Source organism: Pseudomonas frederiksbergensis, assembly GCF_000802155.2.
GTDB classification, from domain to species: domain Bacteria; phylum Pseudomonadota; class Gammaproteobacteria; order Pseudomonadales; family Pseudomonadaceae; genus Aquipseudomonas; species Aquipseudomonas frederiksbergensis_A.
Genome location: NZ_JQGJ02000005.1, coordinates 204,025 through 223,424 on the forward strand (window position 1 = coordinate 204,025; position 19,400 = coordinate 223,424).

The following is a 19,400-nucleotide window of genomic DNA, read 5'->3' on the forward strand; positions in this document are numbered from 1 at the left end:
CAATGCAAATAGCCGTACTAGGCGGTTCCAGTCTCCTGGGAGAGCGCATGCTGCCATTGCTGGCACAGGACGGCCACTCGACGAGCGCGTTCACCCGCAGTCCGTCCAGGGCGCCAGTTCCCGGCGTGGTATGGCGAAGGGCTGACGACTGGCAGGGGCTGACGCTTGATACCTTCTTGTCGTTTGCCCCTCTTTGGGTGTTGTCCGATTATCTAGAGCGTCTTGCCGACACTGACGTCAAGCGTGTCGTCGTGCTTTCATCCACGAGCCGCTTTGCCAAGCAAGCGTCACCTGATGCCCGGGAACGGGACGTGGCGCAACGCTTGATAAATGCGGAAGAACAACTCGAGCAGTGGGCAACCGAACGGCAAATCCAATGGGTGATCCTGCGCCCGACCCTGATCTATGGTTTTGGCCGCGACAAGAACATTTCGCAGATAGCCCGCTTCATCCAACGCTTCGGATTTTTCCCGCTTATCGGCGGCGCGACTGGATTGCGCCAGCCGGTCCATGGCGATGATGTCGTCCAGGCTTGCCTGTCGGCGATGAGCACAACTGACCTGGCCAGTGGCGCTTTTAACCTGTCCGGGGGAGAAGTCTTGCCTTATCACACGATGGTGAACCGAATATTCCATGCCCTGGGACGCCCGGAGCGAACGCTGCCCGTTCCCGCCGGGGCCCTTAAATTGGGCGTTTCGATCCTGAGCTGCCTGCCCCGCTACCGACATCTGTCCAGCGCCCTGGTGGCTCGGATGAATCAGGACCTGGTATTTGACCATTCGGATGCCCATCATCGGCTTGGCTTTACGCCCAGGGCGTTTCATTTGATGGATGAAGACTTGCCTGAGCGGTAAACATGGGGCTGCCAGGCGCCCCATTTGCTTTCAAAGTACGCCTGGTTCGTATCCCAGAGCGCCTGATATTCGCCACTGGCGATCAACTTCCTGAACGATGCCTGCCCGTAATGATGGACAAACGCATCTTCGGCGCAGACAGTCCGGTAACCCGCCGCTTGCACGCGACGGCTGTAGTCGTCGTCTTCGAACATCCCGATCCCGAATGCCTCATCCAGATACCCCACCTCATCAAGAATGCCCCGGCGGAAGGCGACACAGAACATCGCGAGCATCGGAATATCGAAAAACTGTCCCTTGTGGGCTTCGGTGTAGCGGTCCGCGAACGCCTGCATCTGTTGAATATCAGTGTAGGAAACTTCAATTTTCGCTTCGTTTCCCACCGTATTCGTGACCGGTCCTATCAGGCCGATGCTTGAATCGCGCAAATGCAGGACCAGCGGATCCAGCCAGCCGCCAGGTACAACCGTGTCGTTATTGAGCAGCAGCAGGACGTCACCGTCGGCGTCGCGCAAGCCTTGGTTGTTGGCCGCGGCGAAGCCTCGGTTCTCCGGGTTGAGAATGATCTTTGTCTCCGGCACTTCATCGCGCAGTCGTTCCAAATAATCCTTCGTGCCATCCTCCGAACCGTTGTCGACGACAATGAGCTGGTAGTTGGGCCAAGTGGTATTACGCAGGATGCTGTTGACACATTGGATCGTCAGGTTGAGGTTGTTGTACGTCACGAGGACGATGGAGACTTTTTCATACAGCCCGCCGATTGCCAGTTGCATGCTATCGAAGCGATCCTTCCAATCGTTGGCCCGCGCCAGTTCTACCCGCCGTTTGATCATGGCAAGGTCGCGCTCGGCCAACGCACGTTCGATCTGCTCGATGAACTCATCGACCCCCGTCGCGAAGTACAGCACGTCTTGATAGAGGCTCAACTCCGCCAGTGGCGTGGAAATGACCGGTTTGCCTGCGCTGATGTACTCGTAGAACTTCACCGGATCGACTGCATGCGTCACGTTATAAAGCCTGAAGGGAATCAGGCAAGCATCGAAATGATCCAGATAAAGCGGCATTTGCGAATAAGGCTTGCGGCCCAGCAACTGCACATTGGGTTTGTGCTCGAGGCCTGCCATATCCTCGACGAAAACGTCTCCCACCAGAATGAAGTTCCACTCTGGCCGCCTGTCTGCCAACGCCGCCAGCAATGGATAATCGAGCCATTGCGCCAAGGCGCCGTAGTAGCCGATCACCGGGCCGCAAAGCCCGCCCAGCACATCGTTGGTGAAACAGTGCTGCCGAAAAAAATCGAAATCCACGGCGTTTCGCACCAGGACGCAACGCGGGTCGAGGGCGCTCCACTTCTGCTGGAGCAACGCGGCGGACACGGTCACCAGGTCCGCCTGTCCGATCAGTTTTCGTTCCTCGCTCAGCAGCTGTTCGCCAATGTTCGGGAAACCATCCCAGTCATCCATGCAGTCGTAATGGATATGCCAGCCATGCCTGGCCCGCAGGCTGAGCGCCACCGGACTCCAATAGGCGATATGCACCACCGAGAGGGCGGTCCTGATATTCATATCGGTGATCAGCCCGGCCAAGGCACATGACAAGGCCTGGTGATTCTCAGGCGTCACTGTCTTTTCGTAATACGCCTCTTGGGCGCCGCGCTGCAGTGCGACTTCAAGGACGTTCGGCGCCACCGACGTCAACCGATAAAGCTCGCCCTGTTCCGGCACGCAGGAAGGGACGATGTAAAAAACCCGATGACCATGGTTTGCAAACTGGCTCATCAATTGCTGCGGTCGCTGGAAGCGCGCGGCCCAATCGATGTTGGCGAAGCAAAGAATATCCAGCCGCCCTTGCGCGGCGAAATCGGGCGCCTCCTCAATGCTTGGCAACGGCTCCGGTGCCGCTGGGTAGACCTGTGCGACGGCTGGCTCGGGTAACTCCCGGGTGGCGGCAAAACCATAACGCATCACCCGGAAGAGCGTGCGCAATGGCCGGGTGAAACGCCACGAACGGGTGTTCTGCAGGAAATCGACTTTTGCCAAGGCGACATCGCGTTCGTTGATCGCCGCGTCCCTCTGGGCCAAGGCAGCATCGCGGTCGATCAAGGTACGGTCGAGCTCAGGCACGTGGGTACCCATGCAACGGCGTGCTGTCGCCCGTCGGCCACATCGAGCTAGGGGAACCCGGCCGGTAGAACGTGGCCGTCAGGCTTCGACGCGAAGAATGGCAGCCGCTCACCACGGGTGTGACGGCATGCCATGAATTATCCGAACGCACCAGGACCGCCGAGTTGCCCACCAGCGGCTCGACCTCGGCCGCCACGGCGGTGGGATCGTTGCGGTGCAGGATGTTCAGGCAACCGCCATCGTTACAATCCCAGGACTCATTGAAGTACAGGATATGGGTCACCAGTTTATCGGACAGGTCCGGATGGGCCCCCAGGCTTGCGCCGGGGCCGTAATGAAAAACGTTGACCTCCATCGGCACGGTACGCAGATCGATCCCGGTCATTTGCGACAGGGCCTCCCGGTAGCCAGCCGAGACAAGATCCTGCGCCAGGCTCAACCACGCCTCGCTCAGTTCTTCAGGGAACGCAATGGTATGGGTTCCCATGGCAACCAGGGCGCGGGCCTCGTAGTCATAATTTTTTTCGCCGCCATAACCACTCACCGTCTTGAAGTGATCATGGGGAAAGGACGCCGCCAAAGCGGCCGCATCTTCAACCGAGTACAGGCTGCCGATTTCCGCCCAGGAGAATGGATGAGTCTTCATTGCCGCGGGTGTGAGACGAGATAGATCTAGCATTGTCGGTTCTTGTTGGCTGTCAGGTTTCGGATACCACGGGCGATGGAACGCAGTGGTGCGGTCATTCGGAACGAGTTGGAGTTCTGCAGCTCAAGCATCTTGGCATCACTGAGCGCCAGCTGCTGGCTGAGCTGGGCAATCCGTTGCTGCTGGGCAAGGTTGGGTGGCGGCTCGATGATGTCCGGCTCCGGTACGACATGGCTTACCGGTGACGACTCCGTCGGCACTGGCTCACGCCCCTCGGCCGCGGCTTCGAGCACATTGGGCAAGTGCTGTAGAAACGCCCCCAAGATCGGCTGGGACGCGGTCCTGCCCTGGCGAATGATCGCCGCGACCCGATCCCAGTGCTCGACCAACTGATCCGCCGCCGCTTGCGCCGCCGGGGATGGGCGAGTCTTGCCCGCGCGGGCGATGAACCAGTGCGGGTCGATCGTCGTCGCGTCCGGCAGCGCGTGGAGCGATTCGAACTCGGCCAGCGCCGTGTACTTTCCGGTGGTCAGGTCTGCCGAACAAAATACCGGGACGCCAAACGCCAGGGCGGTGACTGCCAGGTGGTAGCTATGACCAATCACCGCTTGTGCCTGGCTGATGATCTGCGCCATCAGCAACGGTTCCGGCCAGAACGATAAGGTAATGGCCCCGGGCAGACGCCCGGCGATGACCGACGGATCGTCACCCAGGACCGGGCCTATCGGGACCACCAAAAACTGATAACCCTGGAACGCCTCGGGGTGGTCTTCGAATAGTTTTACGAAGGACTCCACGACGTGGATGGCATGGATCACGATGTAGGGCGCCGTCAGCCCGGCGTGCTCGCGCAGGCGAAGGAACTCGGCGCAGGGCTGTTGCTCGTCGATCAGGCGAGGCAAGCCGAACGCGGTATCGGGCAGCACCTCGATCTCGGCGCGCTGGGTGAGCGCGCCGAGGGTGTCGCGCGTCGGTGCATCACGGACTCGCACGTATTGGCTCTGCTCAAGGGCCATCGTCAATAACGGCCTGGCCCAGTCGGGGATGCTGTTGCAATGCATCCCGGGGGCATTCCACATGACCGGGACTGCATGCTGCAGCGCGATCAGCGCAGGCGTCAGCCAATAACCGGTCGGGTGATGGATATCGGGCGTTGTCGGACCATAGCCATGGGCGACAACTTTGTCGAAGCGGATCAGGAAACCACCACCGATCAAGACGCCATCCAGGCTGGCCGCCATACCGGGCAGCTCCGTCAGCGACGTCACCGCATAGGGCCACTCAGGTCGGCGTTTTTCATGATAGGAAAACCGATGCAGCTCGACGGGACCCAGGCGCCGTCCCAGCTCCGCCTCGGCAATGATCGGAAACAACAGATCACCATAGTTTTGGACGTCGAAAGTGCCAAATATGGCGACCTGCCAAGTGCGCACCTCCTGATGCTCCATCACCGCGCGCTCTCCTTGGGTGCGACAAGCAAGCGGTTCACCCGAACGTGGGTCGATTCGCTGCAACCCCAGGTCCACCATCCCCAGGAAGTTCCTGTGGTTCGGCAACATGTCGAACGCCAAGGGCGCGACTTGTTTCTCTATCAGTTGCGAAGTGTCTTCCGTCGCCCCGTGCAACAGCTTGAGGGTGACATGATAGCGGCCTTCGGCGAGGTTGGCCCGGAAGCGCACCGTGATCACCGCCCGTCGCCAACCGTTTTCGACGGGGCCCGGTTGCAGCGCGAAGTTGCCTCCACCGATCACCAGCAACCTGGCTTCCTGGAGGGTGAAGCTGATATTGGGTTCAGTGATCGATTCATGCAGCATCGCCTCGACGCGAATCTCGATGTCGTCCCCATACAGGTAACTGGAGCAAAGCTGCTGGGTGTTGGTGAAGCAGGCAGCGCTGATGTGCCCCTCTTCAGTCCCGAAGGCAATCCCCTCCTGCCCACCCATGAATGGCTTGCGCGTCACCGGTGTGACACCGCCACTGGCCCAGCGACGTTGCTCATCACGCATGTCGAGCAAGTGCAGCTCGGCCATTTCATCGGGCGAGCCGCTGGCCACGACCCGGCCCGCACGCAGGTAGATGACTCGGTGGCAAAAGCGCTTGACCATGCTCATGTCATGTGAAACGAACAGCAGCGTCGTGCCCTTGGCAGCCAACTCCTCCAGCCGATTCAGGCATTTGAATTGAAAGGATGCATCGCCGACGGAAAGGGCCTCATCGACGATCAGGATTTGCGGCTCCACACACACCGAAACAGCGAATGCCAACCGCACCAGCATCCCGCTGGAATAGATTTTGGTGGGTTGGTCGATGAAGTCGCCGATATTGGCGAACGCAATGATGTCTTCGAAGCGAGCGTCGATTTCCGCACGGCTCAAGCCCAGCACCGCCGCATTCACATAGACGTTCTCCCGCCCGGTGAACTCCGGATTGAAACCGGACCCCAGCTCCAGCAATGCCGCAATCCGACCATGCCCGCGAACGCTGCCCCGGGTCGGCATCAACGTTCCGCAGATCAGTTGCAACAAGGTCGATTTACCACTGCCGTTACGGCCGATGATACCGACGGTCTCGCCCTTGGCGATGGTCAGGGAAACATCGTCCAAGGCCCAGAACTCACGGTAGAAACGCTTCCTGCCGCGCACCAGCATCTGTAACAGACGGTCCTTGGGCGCATCGTAGATCTGATAACACTTGCTCAAGTTCTCGGCACTGATAGCCACTTCAAACGACATCGGCAAAACCCTTCCATGAACCACGACAATCTGCGGCGCGACTGAATCCATCCTTCGTTGGGCCTTGCGCAAGAGTTAAGCACAAACGGGATAAAAAACTTGGAAGCAAGCCAACTTGGTCTACCCTCCATGACGATGCGACCCAAGGAGCAATCCGAATACGCGCTCAAGGAACAGGCAACAATGCAGTCGTTCAGCACGTCCCCCGCCGCCATGATCAAGAGTGTCCTGATCAATCGAATCCTGATCTTTGTGTTGATCCGCGGGGAAGTCGCCGGTCGCTACAAAGGTTCGATGCTCGGTATCTTGTGGTCGTTCTTCACGCCGGTCTTCATGCTGGCGGTCTACACGTTCGTCTTCAGCGTCGTGTTCAAGGCCCGCTGGTCGGGCGGCAATGAGTCCAAGAGCGAATTCGCCCTGGTGCTCTTCGCGGGCCTGCTGGTATTCAATCTTTTCTCCGAGTGCATGAATCGTGCGCCGGGCCTGGTGCTGGCCAATACCAATTACGTCAAGAAAATCGTGTTCCCACTGGAAACCCTCCCCCTGGTCTCGCTCGGCGCAGCGCTGTTCCACATGGCTATCAGCGTGCTGGCCTGGCTGGTCTTCTACGCCGTCCTGTTCGGAGTTCCACCAATCACTGCCCTTCTACTGCCGCTGGTGCTGTTTCCAATGGTGTTGCTGACGCTGGGTTTCTCCTGGTTCCTCGCCTCGATAAGTGTCTACCTGCGCGATATCGGCCAGTTCATCGGCATCATCGTCACGGCGATGCTGTTCCTCTCGCCGATTTTCTATCCACGCTCGACGCTTCCCCAAAATTATCAGGGTGCCTTGCAGGCCAACCCGCTGACGTTGCCAGTGGAAATGGTTCGCGATGTGCTGTTCTGGGGCAAACCGCCGCAATGGGATCAGTTGGCCACCTACTCGGTGATCGCCGTGCTGATCGCCTGCGCCGGGTTTGCCTGGTTCCAAAAGACCCGCAAAGGCTTTGCCGATGTCATATGAGCCTGCTGGCGTGGCGCCCCGCCCAGCAGCCGCTATGATGATTCATGGCACGGCTGGAGCCGGTGCCTGTCTGGTGATTGAAGTCGACAACGATCCTGGAACACCTGGGGTGCGTTGCCGTAATGACCAAAGGACCGAAGGAACGCATGGACCCAATCAACCTCCTTGTTGATCGCATTGACCAGCTGACTCGCTCGACACAATCCAGATCCATTGAAGCCTTGCAGTTGGTCAAGGAGATCGAGAATCGGGACCGCCTGATCAATCAGCTGGGCCTCGATTCCAAAGCGCTCCGCACCCGCTTGTCACTTCAGGAATGTGAAGCCCGGCGGTTACGCGAGCGGCTGCGGCTGGCTGAACAGCGCCTCAAGAACGCCGAGGCGTTGCTCAAGACGAAACAGCGCGAGGCTGTCGCGCTGTCCGATTGGGCGGTGGACCTGCGCGCCCAACTCGCGGCGAAACAGGCTGAGCTGTTCAAGCTTTGCGACTGGGGCAACGCCATCGAACGCGCACCGCTGCGCTATTCGATGCGCAAGATGGCGTATCGATTTTCACGCTGGGTCTACGCGTGGCTGCCCCTCAGCGCACAGGTGAAAGGCAAGCTGGCGCACCGGCTTCGCGGTTGGTTGAAACCCCGCAAGGCAACGCCAGGCGAATCAGCGACATCCGCAAGCCTCGTCCCCCTGCCACCGTCGCCGGACCTTGCCGTGCCGTCCAGCGCCGGACAGCCCATGATCCTGATGTTCGGCGTGATTGACTGGCACTTCCGCATCCAGCGCCCACAAAACCTGGCCAAGGAACTGGCCCGGGGCGGACAGACGACTTTCTATATCTCCAACAACTTTATCGACGATGATGCCCCGGGCTTCGAAGCAGAGCCCTTGGCAGGTTCCCACCGGCTGTTCCAGATCCGTTTCAAGGTTCGCGGCGCACCGGCCATTTATCACGCCCCACCGACAGCCGCCGCGATCCGCCAGTTGTGCCAAGGGTTGGCGATGTTGTTGGAAACAGCGAACGTCGGTGCCGTGGACTGCATCGTCCAGCACGCCTACTGGTTCCCGCTGGCGAGGCGCGTTCCCAACTCCACATTGGTCTACGACTGCATGGACCATCATGAAGGTTTCGGCAATGTCGCCCAGGAATTGCTCGACCTTGAAATCGCCTTGATGCGTCGGGCGGACCTGTTGGTGGCGACATCCGACTGGATCGAACAACACGGCAGGCGGGAAAACCGCAACGTGGAAGTGATCCGCAACGCCTGTGAGTTCAGCGTCTTCAGCCAACGTCCGGGCAAGGTCTATCGGGACCCAGCCAACAGGAAGATCATCGGCTATTACGGCGTCATTGCCGAATGGTTCGATCTGGATCTGGTCAAGCAAGTCGCCCAGGCTCTCCCGCAGCAGTTGGTCCTATTGATCGGCAGCGACACCGTCCAGGCACGGAAGTATTTCAAGGGCTGCCCGAACGTGGTCCTGGAGGGCGAAGTCCCGTACGCCTCCCTGCCCTACTACCTGCATGCCATGGACGTGTGCCTGCTTCCGTTCAAAGTCATGCCGCTGACCCTCGCCACCAATCCGGTCAAGGTCTATGAGTACCTGAGCGCGGGCAAACCGGTGGTCTCGGTGAAACTGCCGGAGTTGAGCCAGTTCGGCAATCGGGTCTGGTCGGTTGAGCGGCCGGACGAGTTCATATCGGCCATACGCAACGTATTGGGCGCGCTGCCGGAGGCCCGCGCCACGCGACAGGCGCGTCAATCGTATGCCCGGGGCCAGACCTGGCAACATCGGGCCACTAGCCTGCGCCAGGCCATCGCGACGTTGCCAATGCCTAAAGTCAGCGTGGTGGTGCTGACCTACAACAACCTGGAACTGACCAAGGCCTGCCTCGACAGCCTGGTGACCCAAAGCCAGTATCCCAATCTCGAGATCATCGTCGTCGACAATCATTCCAGCGACCAGACGCCGGCCTACCTCACCGCCTGGGCCGACGGACACCCGGAGCGGATCGTCATCTTCAACCAGGACAACAAGGGATTCGCGGCGGGCAACAACCAGGGCCTCGCGGCAGCCAGTGGCGAGTACCTGGTTATCCTGAACAACGACACGATCGTCACCGCTGGCTGGGTCAAGGGCTTGATTCGCCACCTGCGGGACAACAAGGAAATCGGCATTATCGGTCCGATCACCAACAACATCGGCAATGAAGCCAAGGTCAGCACCCGCTATGGCCGGGTAGATGACATGCCGGCCGAAGCCGCGCAAATGACCCGCTCCCGAATGGGCGAGTGGTTCGAGATCAATACCCTGGCGTTCTTCTGTGTGATGTTCCCGCGCTCGACCTACGAGCAGGTCGGCGGCCTCTGCGAAGAATATGGCCTGGGTTTTTTCGAGGATGACGATTACTGCCGCCGCGTGCAGCGTCGAGGCATGCGCGCGGCCTGTGCCGAGGATGTCTTCGTCCACCATCACCTGTCCGCCTCGTTCAACGCCTTGGGCGCCAAGAAAAAACAGGCGCTTTTCGAGAAGAACCGGGCGATCTATGAGAGCAAGTGGGGATCCTGGGTTCCGCACACGTACCGTGACGTATGAGTGCCCCTTTGCATGGCACCGAGGTGCTGAACAACCGAGACGATATTTTGCCAAGAGATAGCCTGAAGTACGCAGTGGTGCTGTTGGTTTTACTGGCGAGCATGGCGGTCGGCGGGTACGGTTTTTCGACGCTTGAAGTGGCGTCCATGAACAGCGGCACCCGGACGATATTGCTGTCAGCGGCGAGCCTGGCTGCACTCACTTTTTTCACTCGCCAATCGCCGTACGTCCTCTGCCTGGGTTTGCTGGCCTGCTTGTCCATCGTCTTTGCACAGGTATGGCCGGCGCTGGTCGTCGCGGTCTTCGGGCTGTCCGCCACTGTGCTCGGCAGGTGGATGCTCAAACAACACATCACGGCCGACTGGAGCGTCCACCTGCTGGTGGGAGCCGGCACGCTTGGTACGTTCACGGGCTTGGCGGCGTACCTGCCAATCAATTATCCCTGGCTGTATGGCGTGCTGCTGTCGTTGCCCCTTTTGCTGGGGCGCAAACACGTCATGTCGACAGCTCGCGAACTGCTGAGCCTCATCCGAGCCGTCCGCGCGGCACAGACACCTATCCAAACGGCGCTCGACGTGCTGATTTGCGGCTTCGCCTGCCTTTACGTCCTGGTGGCCTTCATGCCCGAGATCGGCCACGACGCATTGGCCATGCACCTCTTCGTCCCGTCACATCTGGCGCAGCGGCATCAGTGGTCGTTCGATGCAAGCACCTATATGTGGGCCGTCATGCCCATGCTGGCCGACTGGATCTATAGCATTGTGTACCTGCTGGCCGGCGAAACGGCGTCCCGCTTGAGCAACAGTGCGTTCACCCTGTTGGTGACGTGGCAAATACACAACATGAGCCTCTGGGCCGGGGGCTCTGCCACCAGTGCTCGCTGGGCAAGCCTGATCTTTCTCTCGACGCCCCTCGCTTTCGCTGAAAGCAGCAGCTTGCATATCGAGTCCGCCTGGACTGCCTTCATGATGGCCGGAACCCTGGCCATCCTTAAAGTTTCAAGCTTCACAGGTGATCCAAAGGAGCGCTTGTCGCAGTTGTTCCTGGCCGGCCTCCTGCTGGGCTTCGCCATGGCGACCAAAGCCGTGACCCTGAGCGTGCTTCCGGTCCTGCTGGCGATCCTCTTGTGGCAGTACAAGGCCTGGGCGATCCAAGGGGTCGTCAAGACGCTCCTGCTGGGCAGCGCCAGCCTGCTACTGGCCGGTGCCACCCCTTACGTCTGCGCCGGCTACCTGACCGGCAACCCGGTGTTCCCATTTTTCAATGCCGTTTTCCACTCTCCGCTCTGGCCGAACGTCAATTTCGAACCGCCGGCCAGGTTCGGTTCAGGGATGACCTGGGACACGCTCTATCGAATGGTCTTCAAATCGCATGAATTCATTGAGGGGCGAGTCGGCGCGGCAGGTTTCCAGTGGCTGCTGCTGCCCACGGCCATCGTCGCGGTGCTGTTGAGCGGTAACAAAAAAGCCCTATGCATCCTCCTGGTCGGCGCCGGCGCGATGTTCTTGACGTTCCACTCAACGGCCTATCTGCGTTACGTATTCCCCTCCTTCGCGCTCTTCTCGGTGGTCCTGGCCCTGCCGTTTTCCGACGACAAGGTCTTTCCCCGCAGCCTCGCCATCGCGGCCGGTGTGTTGTTGATCCTGACCAACTCCCGTTTCATCCAGGCCGCGACTTACTATGGCGAAATCAGACCCTCTGCACTGTTCAGCCAGGCAGGTCGAGAGGCCTATCTGCTGGAACGCCTGCCCATGCGCAAAATGGTCGACACCATCAATGCCCTGAACACGGGCTATCAGCCCGTGGCGGTGTTTGCGTCGCCCTTGATGGCGGGTTTGCACAGCGATGCCCTGTACGCATCGAAGTACAACCTGAAGTGGAAAAATGAGTTCGACACGGCGACTTCACCCTCGGAACTTGCCCGACGCTTGCGCCAGCGCCAGGTCAACTGGCTGGTAATCGACCTCAAGTCCTTGCCCCAGATTAAACTCGATCGGCTGCTCACCGTGTCCACGTCGTACGCCAGGCTGGGTGACCTGGACCTGCGCAAACTCAACGTCACGCATGACGAGCACCTGCTCAACCCCGAGCTGTCCAGTCTCGAGGGCTGGAGTCTGACGTTACCTTCGAGCTACGACCCATCGCGCAAAATCCTCACCGTCAACGTCAAGACACCGGCTACACAGCGGGTCGAAGTGACACCGGGACAGACCTACACCAACAGCGTGTCCGCACGCTGCGCAACGACAGCCACCACGGGAAGAATCCAGGCCAATTGGATGGACGCCAAAGGCGACTTCATTGCCGCCAGCATCGATACGTTTGACTGCACCACGCAATGGGAGCCCCATGAAATGAACGTCATCGCCCCCGCGAATGCCACCTCCGCGATCATTTATGCCTCCGGCCACACCGACACTCCGCTGGAGTTCAGGTCACTTTCATTCAGGCAATAGCGGGCGATATCGATGAACTCTAAAACCGAGCTTTTCACCGATGAACAGCGAGTCGCCGTGGTCATCCCCAGCTATCGGGTCACCGCGCATATCGTCGAGGTCATAGACGCCATAGGGCCCGAGGTCTGGCGCATCTACGTCATCGACGATGCCTGCCCGGATGGCTCGGGCGAGCATGTGCTGGCCTCCTGTAACGATCCTCGGGTCAAGGTGCTGCCCCACGATGTCAACAAAGGCGTGGGTGGTGCAGTCATGACCGGCTACCGGACAGCCCTCGCCGACGGCGCGAGCATCATTGTCAAAGTCGACGGGGACGGCCAAATGGACCCGACCCTGATCCCGCTATTCATCGAGCCGATCCTGGCCGGTGAAGCCGACTACACCAAAGGCAATCGATTTTTCAATCTGGAAGAAGTCCAGTCCATGCCGCGGCTGCGCCTGTTCGGCAACGCCGTATTGTCGCTGATGGCCAAATTGTCGACGGGTTACTGGGACCTGTTCGACCCCACCAACGGCTACACGGCGATCCACCGCGACGTCGCCCGGCTGCTGCCCCTGGACAAGGTCAGCCAACGCTACTTTTTCGAGACCGACATTCTGTTCCGCCTGAACACCGTGCGTGCCGTGGTCGTGGATGTCCCGATGGAAGCCCGATACGGCGACGAAGTCAGCCACCTCAAGATCTCGAAAATCATTGGCGAGTTTCTGTTCAAACACCTGCGCAATTTCACCAAGCGCGTGCTCTATAACTACTACTTGCGCGACATGTCCCTGGCTTCGATCGAGCTGCCGATCGGGATCCTGATGTTCTTGTTGGGCATCCTTTTCGGCAGTTTCCACTGGTTCGAATCGGCGCAGAACGGCGTCGCGACACCAGCCGGAACCGTGATGCTCAGCGCATTGCCCATGCTCATGGGGTTGCAACTGATCATGGCCTTCCTTGGTTATGACATCGCCTCGGTGCCCAGCAGGCCACGGCACTCCAGGCGCAGTAAAGCAACGTCGTTACGGGAAGAAAGCTCATCAAAGCACTAAGGGATTTTTTATTTCACGATGACTCCAGCCCGACATTACGCCGGACTACGCCCAAGCCAGATGCAGCAGGTTTATCAATGACTTAGGCGAGTTCAACATATGCCGGTGCTTTCTGAAACCTGACCCGGCTTGTGCTCGCATGGCTCCCATGTGGCTCTTGGAAACCGGGTCGTTCCGAGGAGTCATCATGGCAAAACTCAAGCTCACCAAGTCCGCCGTCGATGCGGCACAACCCCAGGCGCAGGCTGTCGAACTCCGGGACACGATGGTGCCCGGCTTCCTCTGCAAGATCACCCCGGCGGGCCGCAAGGTGTTCATGCTGCAATACCGCACGAATGCCGGAGAGCGGCGCAAGCCCGCCTTGGGCCTGTATGGGGAACTGACCGTCGAGCAGGCCCGCGCCTTGGCCCAGGAGTGGCTGGCCGAGGTGCGCAAGGGCGGTGATCCTGGGGCGGCCAAGGCCGCCGCCCGTGCCGCGCCTACGGTCGCGGAACTGTGCGGCAAGTTCATGGAGGACTACTCCAAGCTGCGCAACAAGCCCAGCACGCAACGCGGCTATCAGGCTGTCATAGACCGCTGCATCGTTCCGATGCTGGGCCGGATGAAGGTGCAGGACGTGAAGCGGCCCGACGTGGCCACGGTGATGAAGAAGATGGCCCACAAGCCGGCCGAGGCCAACAACGCTTTCAGCGTGATGCGCAGGATGTTCAATCTGGCCGAGGTGTGGGGCTACCGGACGGATGGAACCAACCCGTGCCGCCACGTCCCGATGTACCCCAACGGGAAGGCCACGCACCTCATCAGCGACGAGGACATGGCGCGGATCTTCCGCCATCTGGGCAAGCTGGAGGCGGAAGGGCTGGAGCCTTACGTCATTCCCCTGGCGATCCGCTTGCAATTCGAGTTCGCTGCCCGCCGTGGCGAAATCGTCACGCTCCAATGGGATTGGGTGGACTTCGAGAACCGGCGCGTGGTTTGGCCTGACAGCAAGACCGGCGGCATGTCCAAGCCCATGAGTGAGGAAGCCTACCGACTGCTTTCGACCGCGCCGAGGCAGGACGGCATTCCCCATGTGCTGCCGTCCCCAAACCATGAGGGCCAGCACTTGACCACGGGCGAGTATTACAACGGCTGGTGCCGTGCGCTCAAGGCTGCTGGAGCGGCCCACGTCGGTACGCACGGCATCCGGCATCGTTCGGCTACCGACATTGCCAACTCGGGCATCCCGGTCAAGGTCGGCATGGCGCTGACGGCGCACAAGACCGTCGCGATGTTCATGCGCTACGTCCACACCGAGGATGACCCGGTGCGCAAGGCGGCCGAACTGGTGGCGAACCGGCGCAAGACAATCACCGGGGCGCAGCGCCCCGTGAAGGTGACGACATGAACCGGCGCAAAGTATCCGTGGCGTCATCCGCAGCGCCGTCGGCGCTGCTGGGCGATATTCGGGCGCTGATCGAGGCGGCGCACAAGCGCGCTGCCTCGGCCGTCAATGCCGAGCTGACCCTGCTGTTCTGGCGCATCGGCCAGCGTATCCATACGGAAGTGCTGGCCGGTCAGCGGGCCGGGTACGGCGAGGAAATCCTGCCAACCTTGGCCGAGCAGTTGGTACGCGACTACGGGCGCAGCTTCGCGGACAAGAATCTGCGCCGGATGGTGCAGTTCGCCGCCACCTACTCGGACGAGCCAATTGTCGTGACGCTGTCACGACAATTGAGCTGGTCACATTTTCTGGCCCTACTGCCGCTCAAAGACCCGCTCCAGCGGGACTACTACGCGCAGATGGCGAGTGCCGGCCGCTGGAGCGTGCGGACGCTGCGCGAGCGCATCGACTCGATGCTCTACGAGCGCACCGCGCTGTCCCAAAAGCCGGACGAAACCATTGCGCAGGAGCTGGCGACGATGCGCGACGCGCAGCGCATGTCGCCCGCCCTGGTCATGCGCGATCCCTACATCCTCGACTTCCTCGGGCTGCGGGACACCTGGCAGGAAGGCGATTTGGAGGCCGCGATCATCCGTGAAATGGAGTCGTTCCTGCTGGAGCTGGGCGCGGGTTTCTCTTTCGTTGCCCGGCAGAAGCGCATCCAGATCGACGACGAGGATTTCCACCTCGACCTGCTTTTCTACAACCGCAAGCTGCGGCGCCTGGTGGCGGTGGAGTTGAAGGTCGGCGAGTTCAAGGCCGCGTACAAAGGGCAGATGGAGCTTTATCTGCGCTGGCTGGACAAGCATGAGCGCGAGCCGGAGGAAGCCTCGCCGCTGGGGATCATCCTTTGCACCGGCAAGAAGCGCGAACAGATCGAGTTGCTGGAGTTGGACAAGTCGGGCATCCATGTGGCCGAGTACCTGACGAGCTTGCCGCCGCGTGCGGTGTTGGGTGAGCGGTTGCAGCAGGCGACCGAGAGGGCACGTTTGCAGATCGAGCAGCGCAAGACGGATGCCGAGTAGTTCTGCCCCAGGCATTCGGGCGTCCCGGCGTGCCGCCGTCGCGCTCTCGTGCTGCGCATCAAGCCTCGCTGCGCGAGTCTCGCCCCTGCCGGGCTTCCATCACTGACGCCTCCGGCCCTGCTCGTTGATCCGGGCCTACGCGCTCCGCTTGCCCCAAAAGCAAGGTGTGTGCAGTGGGCGGGTGTGGGCGGTCTTGCTGTTCCCATCACCGTATCACGGCGTTCTCGCCGTCAAGGGCAGCGCGCGCCATGCGCGCTTGCGTCCTGGCGGCCGTCTGCGACCCCTGACTGCTTGCGCTGCGCCGTGCTGGCGACGGTTCCGGGCAATTCCGCCCGTGCAACCGGAGCACGCTCATGTCGCAATTTTCCTTTTCCTCGTTCGATGCCTCGCTGATGGTGCGCGATGCGAAGGGTCACTACCAGCCGGCGACGGCCGACCAGATTCTGGACGCTGCGCGCCAGGCCATCGAGCACAAGATGCAGCGCGGTGCATCGTTCACTTCGCCGGCGGCGGTCAAGGAGTACCTGTGCACCAAGTTGGGTGGCTTCGAGCATGAAGTGTTCGCCGTGCTGTTCCTCGATACACGGCATCGCCTGATCGAGTATGCCGAGATGTTCCAGGGCACCATCGACTCGGCCGAAGTGCATCCGCGCGAGGTGGTCAAGGCAGCCCTGCGGCACAACGCGGCCGCGGTCATCGTTTCGCACAATCATCCGAGCGGTAATCCCGAGCCGAGTGCGGCAGACCAAGCGCTGACCCAGCGGCTCAGGGAAGCGCTGGGGCTTGTGGACGTGCGCGTACTCGATCACGTCATCGTCGCCGGCAACGCAACGGCATCGTTCGCCGAGCGTGGGCTGATCTAGCTCAAGGGGCTTCGGCCCCTTTTTGCTGCGCCTGCTGGCAGGGCCTGCGCGCGGCCCTTGCCTGTCCGTGCCTTCGTTCTGAAGTTAATGCTCAAGAAGTCACAACCTGAATCATTTCGTCGTAATGCTTCTTGTCCACTTCTTCAAACCACTGAAAGATGTGTCCGATGACGCTATGGCTTTCGCCAGCCAAGTTTTCTGCCGATTCCTCGGTTATTTCAATTACATCGCTATGCGAGTATTTGTTGATAAAGCGATATATTTTTTCCTTGAGTTCCGGCGTTGTGATGGCGCAGTCTTTCAGACCAACATCCATCAGTTGACTGATGTCGCTTCTCCGCCTGGGATATTTGAAGGTAAAGAACGATTCAATGAGCTTGCGAGCGAGGTTCGCAGTCAAAAAGGCTTCATCTCTATTAAGGATCGTATGCGCCCTGTATTCATAGAGCTTTTTGAAGATGTAGTGATACTCAGAACCGTAATTTTTCAGAGAATCATCGGCATCAACAAGCAGCGAATGGCGGGGTGAACCAGGAGGCGCATCCAGTCGATAGAAGAAACAATTCTCAGCTTTTCCTTTGGCAATCCTGTTCCTGTTCGTTCCAGTGAACCAGTCTCTCACTAGCTTGAAGTAGGTGAAATTATGAGTCAGCACAAAAAGTTGCTTGGCTTCAGTGCATTGAGTTCTCAGGAACGAATAGGCATGAAACAAGTGATTTGAGTCAAAGCTTGAGACGGGATCATCAACAACCACAATCGTGTCCTTGATGTTGTTTCCGTTTTCTTTGAGCTTCGTGATGAAGTAGACGAATGCAATCGCAGTCTTCTCACCTTCGCTCAAATTCCCATCATGCTCACCCACTCCGTTTCTGATGATCTCATAGCCTTTTTTCTTTTGATTAAAGCTCAGGCAAAGCTCAGAGCGACCGATGAAACGATGCAGGATGTCATTGAACTCCTTCGCCCCAACCGTCTCATTTGAGAGCAGCGCCTCTATTGCTCCGACCTCTTGACCAAGTTTTTCAATTTCCTTGTAGTCATTCTTTGCTTCAGCCTCAAGGTCATTGCATTTCTTCTCACTTCCAGCATAGTCAAATTCTTGCACCTCAGCCGCAGCAAAGTGAAGTTCCAGTGCCACCTTGCTTTTGGATGTCTCAGATTTGAAGTTTGAAGTCTTATTGTTGTGCTTTCCGACGAGCGCAACGATCGACTTTAGGATCTCATTGAAATTCGTGACATCCTCTTCAACCACATCCGAAATCTGAATGTCTGTCTTTGCGGGGTCTGTAATTTTGGCTTTCAGAGCTTGCCGCCATCCGTCTATTTGCTGGTTGATCTTCTCAGCAGCAGATGTGTATTCTTTCTGGAGCTTATCTGCGTCAGCCGATAGCTCTTTATAAAACTCCGTCGCTGCGGGCAACTGATTGGCTGGAGCACCTTGAGATTCAATCCAAGTCGCGGCGCTCTGAAGCCGGCTTTGAAAATCCGTGAACTCTTTGCTGAAGTGAGCGGCAAGTGCCTCGGCACGAAGCTGGGTGAATGGAGAGCCGCAGAACTCGCAGGATTGCGAATCATGGTTCTTATGAATTTCCAAGCCTGTTTGAACCCAGTCACGAATGTCCGGATTATCAGTCAGCCGCTGGATAGCTTGATTGACTGCTGTAGTTCCAATCAAGTCTCTGATGCGACCTGCCGCCTTCTTAAAGTAGTCCGGCTCAATGGCCGTTGAGGCGAAAGTGATGCTTGGAAGCTGATCTGGCTTGGCGGCATTCGTAAGGTCGATGACCTTTTCATCTGGAAGAACCGAGTCAGGCTTAATAATGGCATCGCCATTACTCTGAATGAAATTAGAGAGCTTTCGGCGATCATAATTCAAGTAGTAGCTATCGCTCGTATCAATCGCCTGAAGTCCTAGCTTCATTTTCTTGGCAGCATTGGTCAGAAATTTATCCAATGCTTCACGCTGCTTCTTGATGTCACTTTGCTTTTCGTCGTGAGCTTTCTTTTTCGATTGAAGCTCGCCTTTTAGCTTCTCCAGTTTCTGCAAGTCGTCAATCTTCTCTTTCGCAATGAGAAGGATGCTTTTTACGGATTTGTCCCAATCAATGTTCTCATGCACAAAGCGTTGATTGAAGACATGGATATTTAATTGGGATGAAGGGAGTGTGGTTTCCGTGATCGTGGAGCCGTCCTCCAAAACGACTGAAAACTGGCCCGCACTGAAGCGAGGAACCATCGAGCGAAGCTCAAAGCAAGAGAATAGATTCGATAGGGTTGACTTGCCTGTTCCGTTCCAGCCATAGACAAGGTTGTACCGGCCGAACTTCTGGATCTTCGTTCCATTGAAGTCGCTGAAGATGCCGAACTGCTTGAGACGGTTAATGCAGACGATCACTTTTAGCCCCCGTGTTCTTGCTTTAGCAACATTTGCTTGCAAAACAAATAATAAACGAAGAGTTCTTTTGCGTCTCCGCTTCGCGGATCGCGCTGCTCCAGGTTCGCTAGTCGCTCATCCCTGGCGGGACTGGCTTTGCCAGCCTTTCGCATCGCTGACGCCTCCGGCCCGGCTTCCAGCTTCGGGCCTGCGCGCTTCGCTTGCCGTGCGGTCGGCGTGTGGGAGGGCCGTTGCCATGTCCAGCCGTCTCCCCTGACT

Annotated in this window: 12 protein-coding genes and 1 pseudogene; 8 read left to right on the forward strand and 5 right to left on the reverse strand. The window is 58.8% G+C overall.

Features of this window, described 5'->3' with window-relative positions; genetic code table 11:
* Positions 1-2 precede the first annotated feature (2 nt).
* Positions 3-854, forward strand: coding sequence for an NAD-dependent epimerase/dehydratase family protein (locus JZ00_RS12000; protein ID WP_200900482.1), 852 nt, complete (start codon positions 3-5; stop codon positions 852-854).
* Here the strand turns inward: JZ00_RS12000 and JZ00_RS12005 are convergent.
* The 4 genes and pseudogenes from JZ00_RS12005 to JZ00_RS31475 all read right to left on the reverse strand — a co-directional run.
* The gene (locus JZ00_RS12005; protein WP_039590070.1) at positions 821-2,977 is read right to left on the reverse strand and encodes a glycosyltransferase; all 2,157 of its coding nucleotides are present in this window, start codon (positions 2,975-2,977) and stop codon (positions 821-823) included. The two genes, JZ00_RS12000 and JZ00_RS12005, sit on opposite strands and share 34 nt — an antisense overlap.
* Positions 2,970-3,656: a 2OG-Fe(II) oxygenase gene (locus tag JZ00_RS12010; RefSeq protein WP_039589809.1), complete on the reverse strand. Its 687-nt coding sequence runs from the start codon at positions 3,654-3,656 to the stop codon at positions 2,970-2,972. Before JZ00_RS12010 ends, JZ00_RS12005 begins: the two co-directional genes overlap by 8 nt.
* Positions 3,650-5,071, reverse strand: coding sequence for a polysaccharide pyruvyl transferase family protein (locus tag JZ00_RS31470; protein ID WP_235433083.1), 1,422 nt, complete (start codon positions 5,069-5,071; stop codon positions 3,650-3,652). Before JZ00_RS31470 ends, JZ00_RS12010 begins: the two co-directional genes overlap by 7 nt.
* Positions 5,072-5,098: 27 nt before the next feature.
* A pseudogene (locus JZ00_RS31475) lies at positions 5,099-6,355 on the reverse strand (ABC transporter ATP-binding protein); the annotation flags it as partial.
* Positions 6,356-6,538: 183 nt separating this feature from the next.
* On the opposite strand from JZ00_RS31475, the gene JZ00_RS12020 reads away from it, so the two are divergent.
* The 7 genes from JZ00_RS12020 (at position 6,539) to radC (ending at position 16,747) form a co-directional block, all read left to right on the forward strand.
* Positions 6,539-7,357, forward strand: coding sequence for an ABC transporter permease (locus JZ00_RS12020; RefSeq protein ID WP_039589805.1), 819 nt, complete (start codon positions 6,539-6,541; stop codon positions 7,355-7,357).
* A 146-nt stretch (positions 7,358-7,503) separates the two neighbouring features.
* Positions 7,504-9,945 (forward strand): glycosyltransferase, encoded by a 2,442-nt coding sequence (locus tag JZ00_RS12025; RefSeq protein ID WP_039590068.1) that lies wholly within the window; start codon positions 7,504-7,506, stop codon positions 9,943-9,945.
* Positions 9,942-12,401 (forward strand): phospholipid carrier-dependent glycosyltransferase, encoded by a 2,460-nt coding sequence (locus JZ00_RS12030; RefSeq protein WP_235433075.1) that lies wholly within the window; start codon positions 9,942-9,944, stop codon positions 12,399-12,401. The genes JZ00_RS12025 and JZ00_RS12030 overlap by 4 nt, the downstream gene beginning before the upstream one ends.
* A 12-nt stretch (positions 12,402-12,413) precedes the next feature.
* The gene (locus tag JZ00_RS12035; RefSeq protein WP_039589804.1) at positions 12,414-13,436 is read left to right on the forward strand and encodes a glycosyltransferase family 2 protein; all 1,023 of its coding nucleotides are present in this window, start codon (positions 12,414-12,416) and stop codon (positions 13,434-13,436) included.
* Positions 13,437-13,623: 187 nt separating this feature from the next.
* Positions 13,624-14,823, forward strand: coding sequence for a tyrosine-type recombinase/integrase (locus JZ00_RS12040; protein ID WP_039388945.1), 1,200 nt, complete (start codon positions 13,624-13,626; stop codon positions 14,821-14,823).
* Positions 14,820-15,884, forward strand: coding sequence for a PDDEXK nuclease domain-containing protein (locus tag JZ00_RS12045; RefSeq protein ID WP_039388943.1), 1,065 nt, complete (start codon positions 14,820-14,822; stop codon positions 15,882-15,884). The genes JZ00_RS12040 and JZ00_RS12045 overlap by 4 nt, the downstream gene beginning before the upstream one ends.
* A gap of 353 nt (positions 15,885-16,237) precedes the next feature.
* Complete coding sequence (gene radC / locus JZ00_RS12050) at positions 16,238-16,747, forward strand: RadC family protein (RefSeq protein WP_039388941.1); 510 nt, start codon at positions 16,238-16,240, stop codon at positions 16,745-16,747.
* A 91-nt stretch (positions 16,748-16,838) separates the two neighbouring features.
* Here radC and JZ00_RS12055 read toward each other — a convergent pair whose 3' ends face one another.
* Complete coding sequence (locus JZ00_RS12055) at positions 16,839-19,142, reverse strand: ATP-binding protein (RefSeq protein ID WP_039388940.1); 2,304 nt, start codon at positions 19,140-19,142, stop codon at positions 16,839-16,841.
* Positions 19,143-19,400 lie beyond the last annotated feature (258 nt).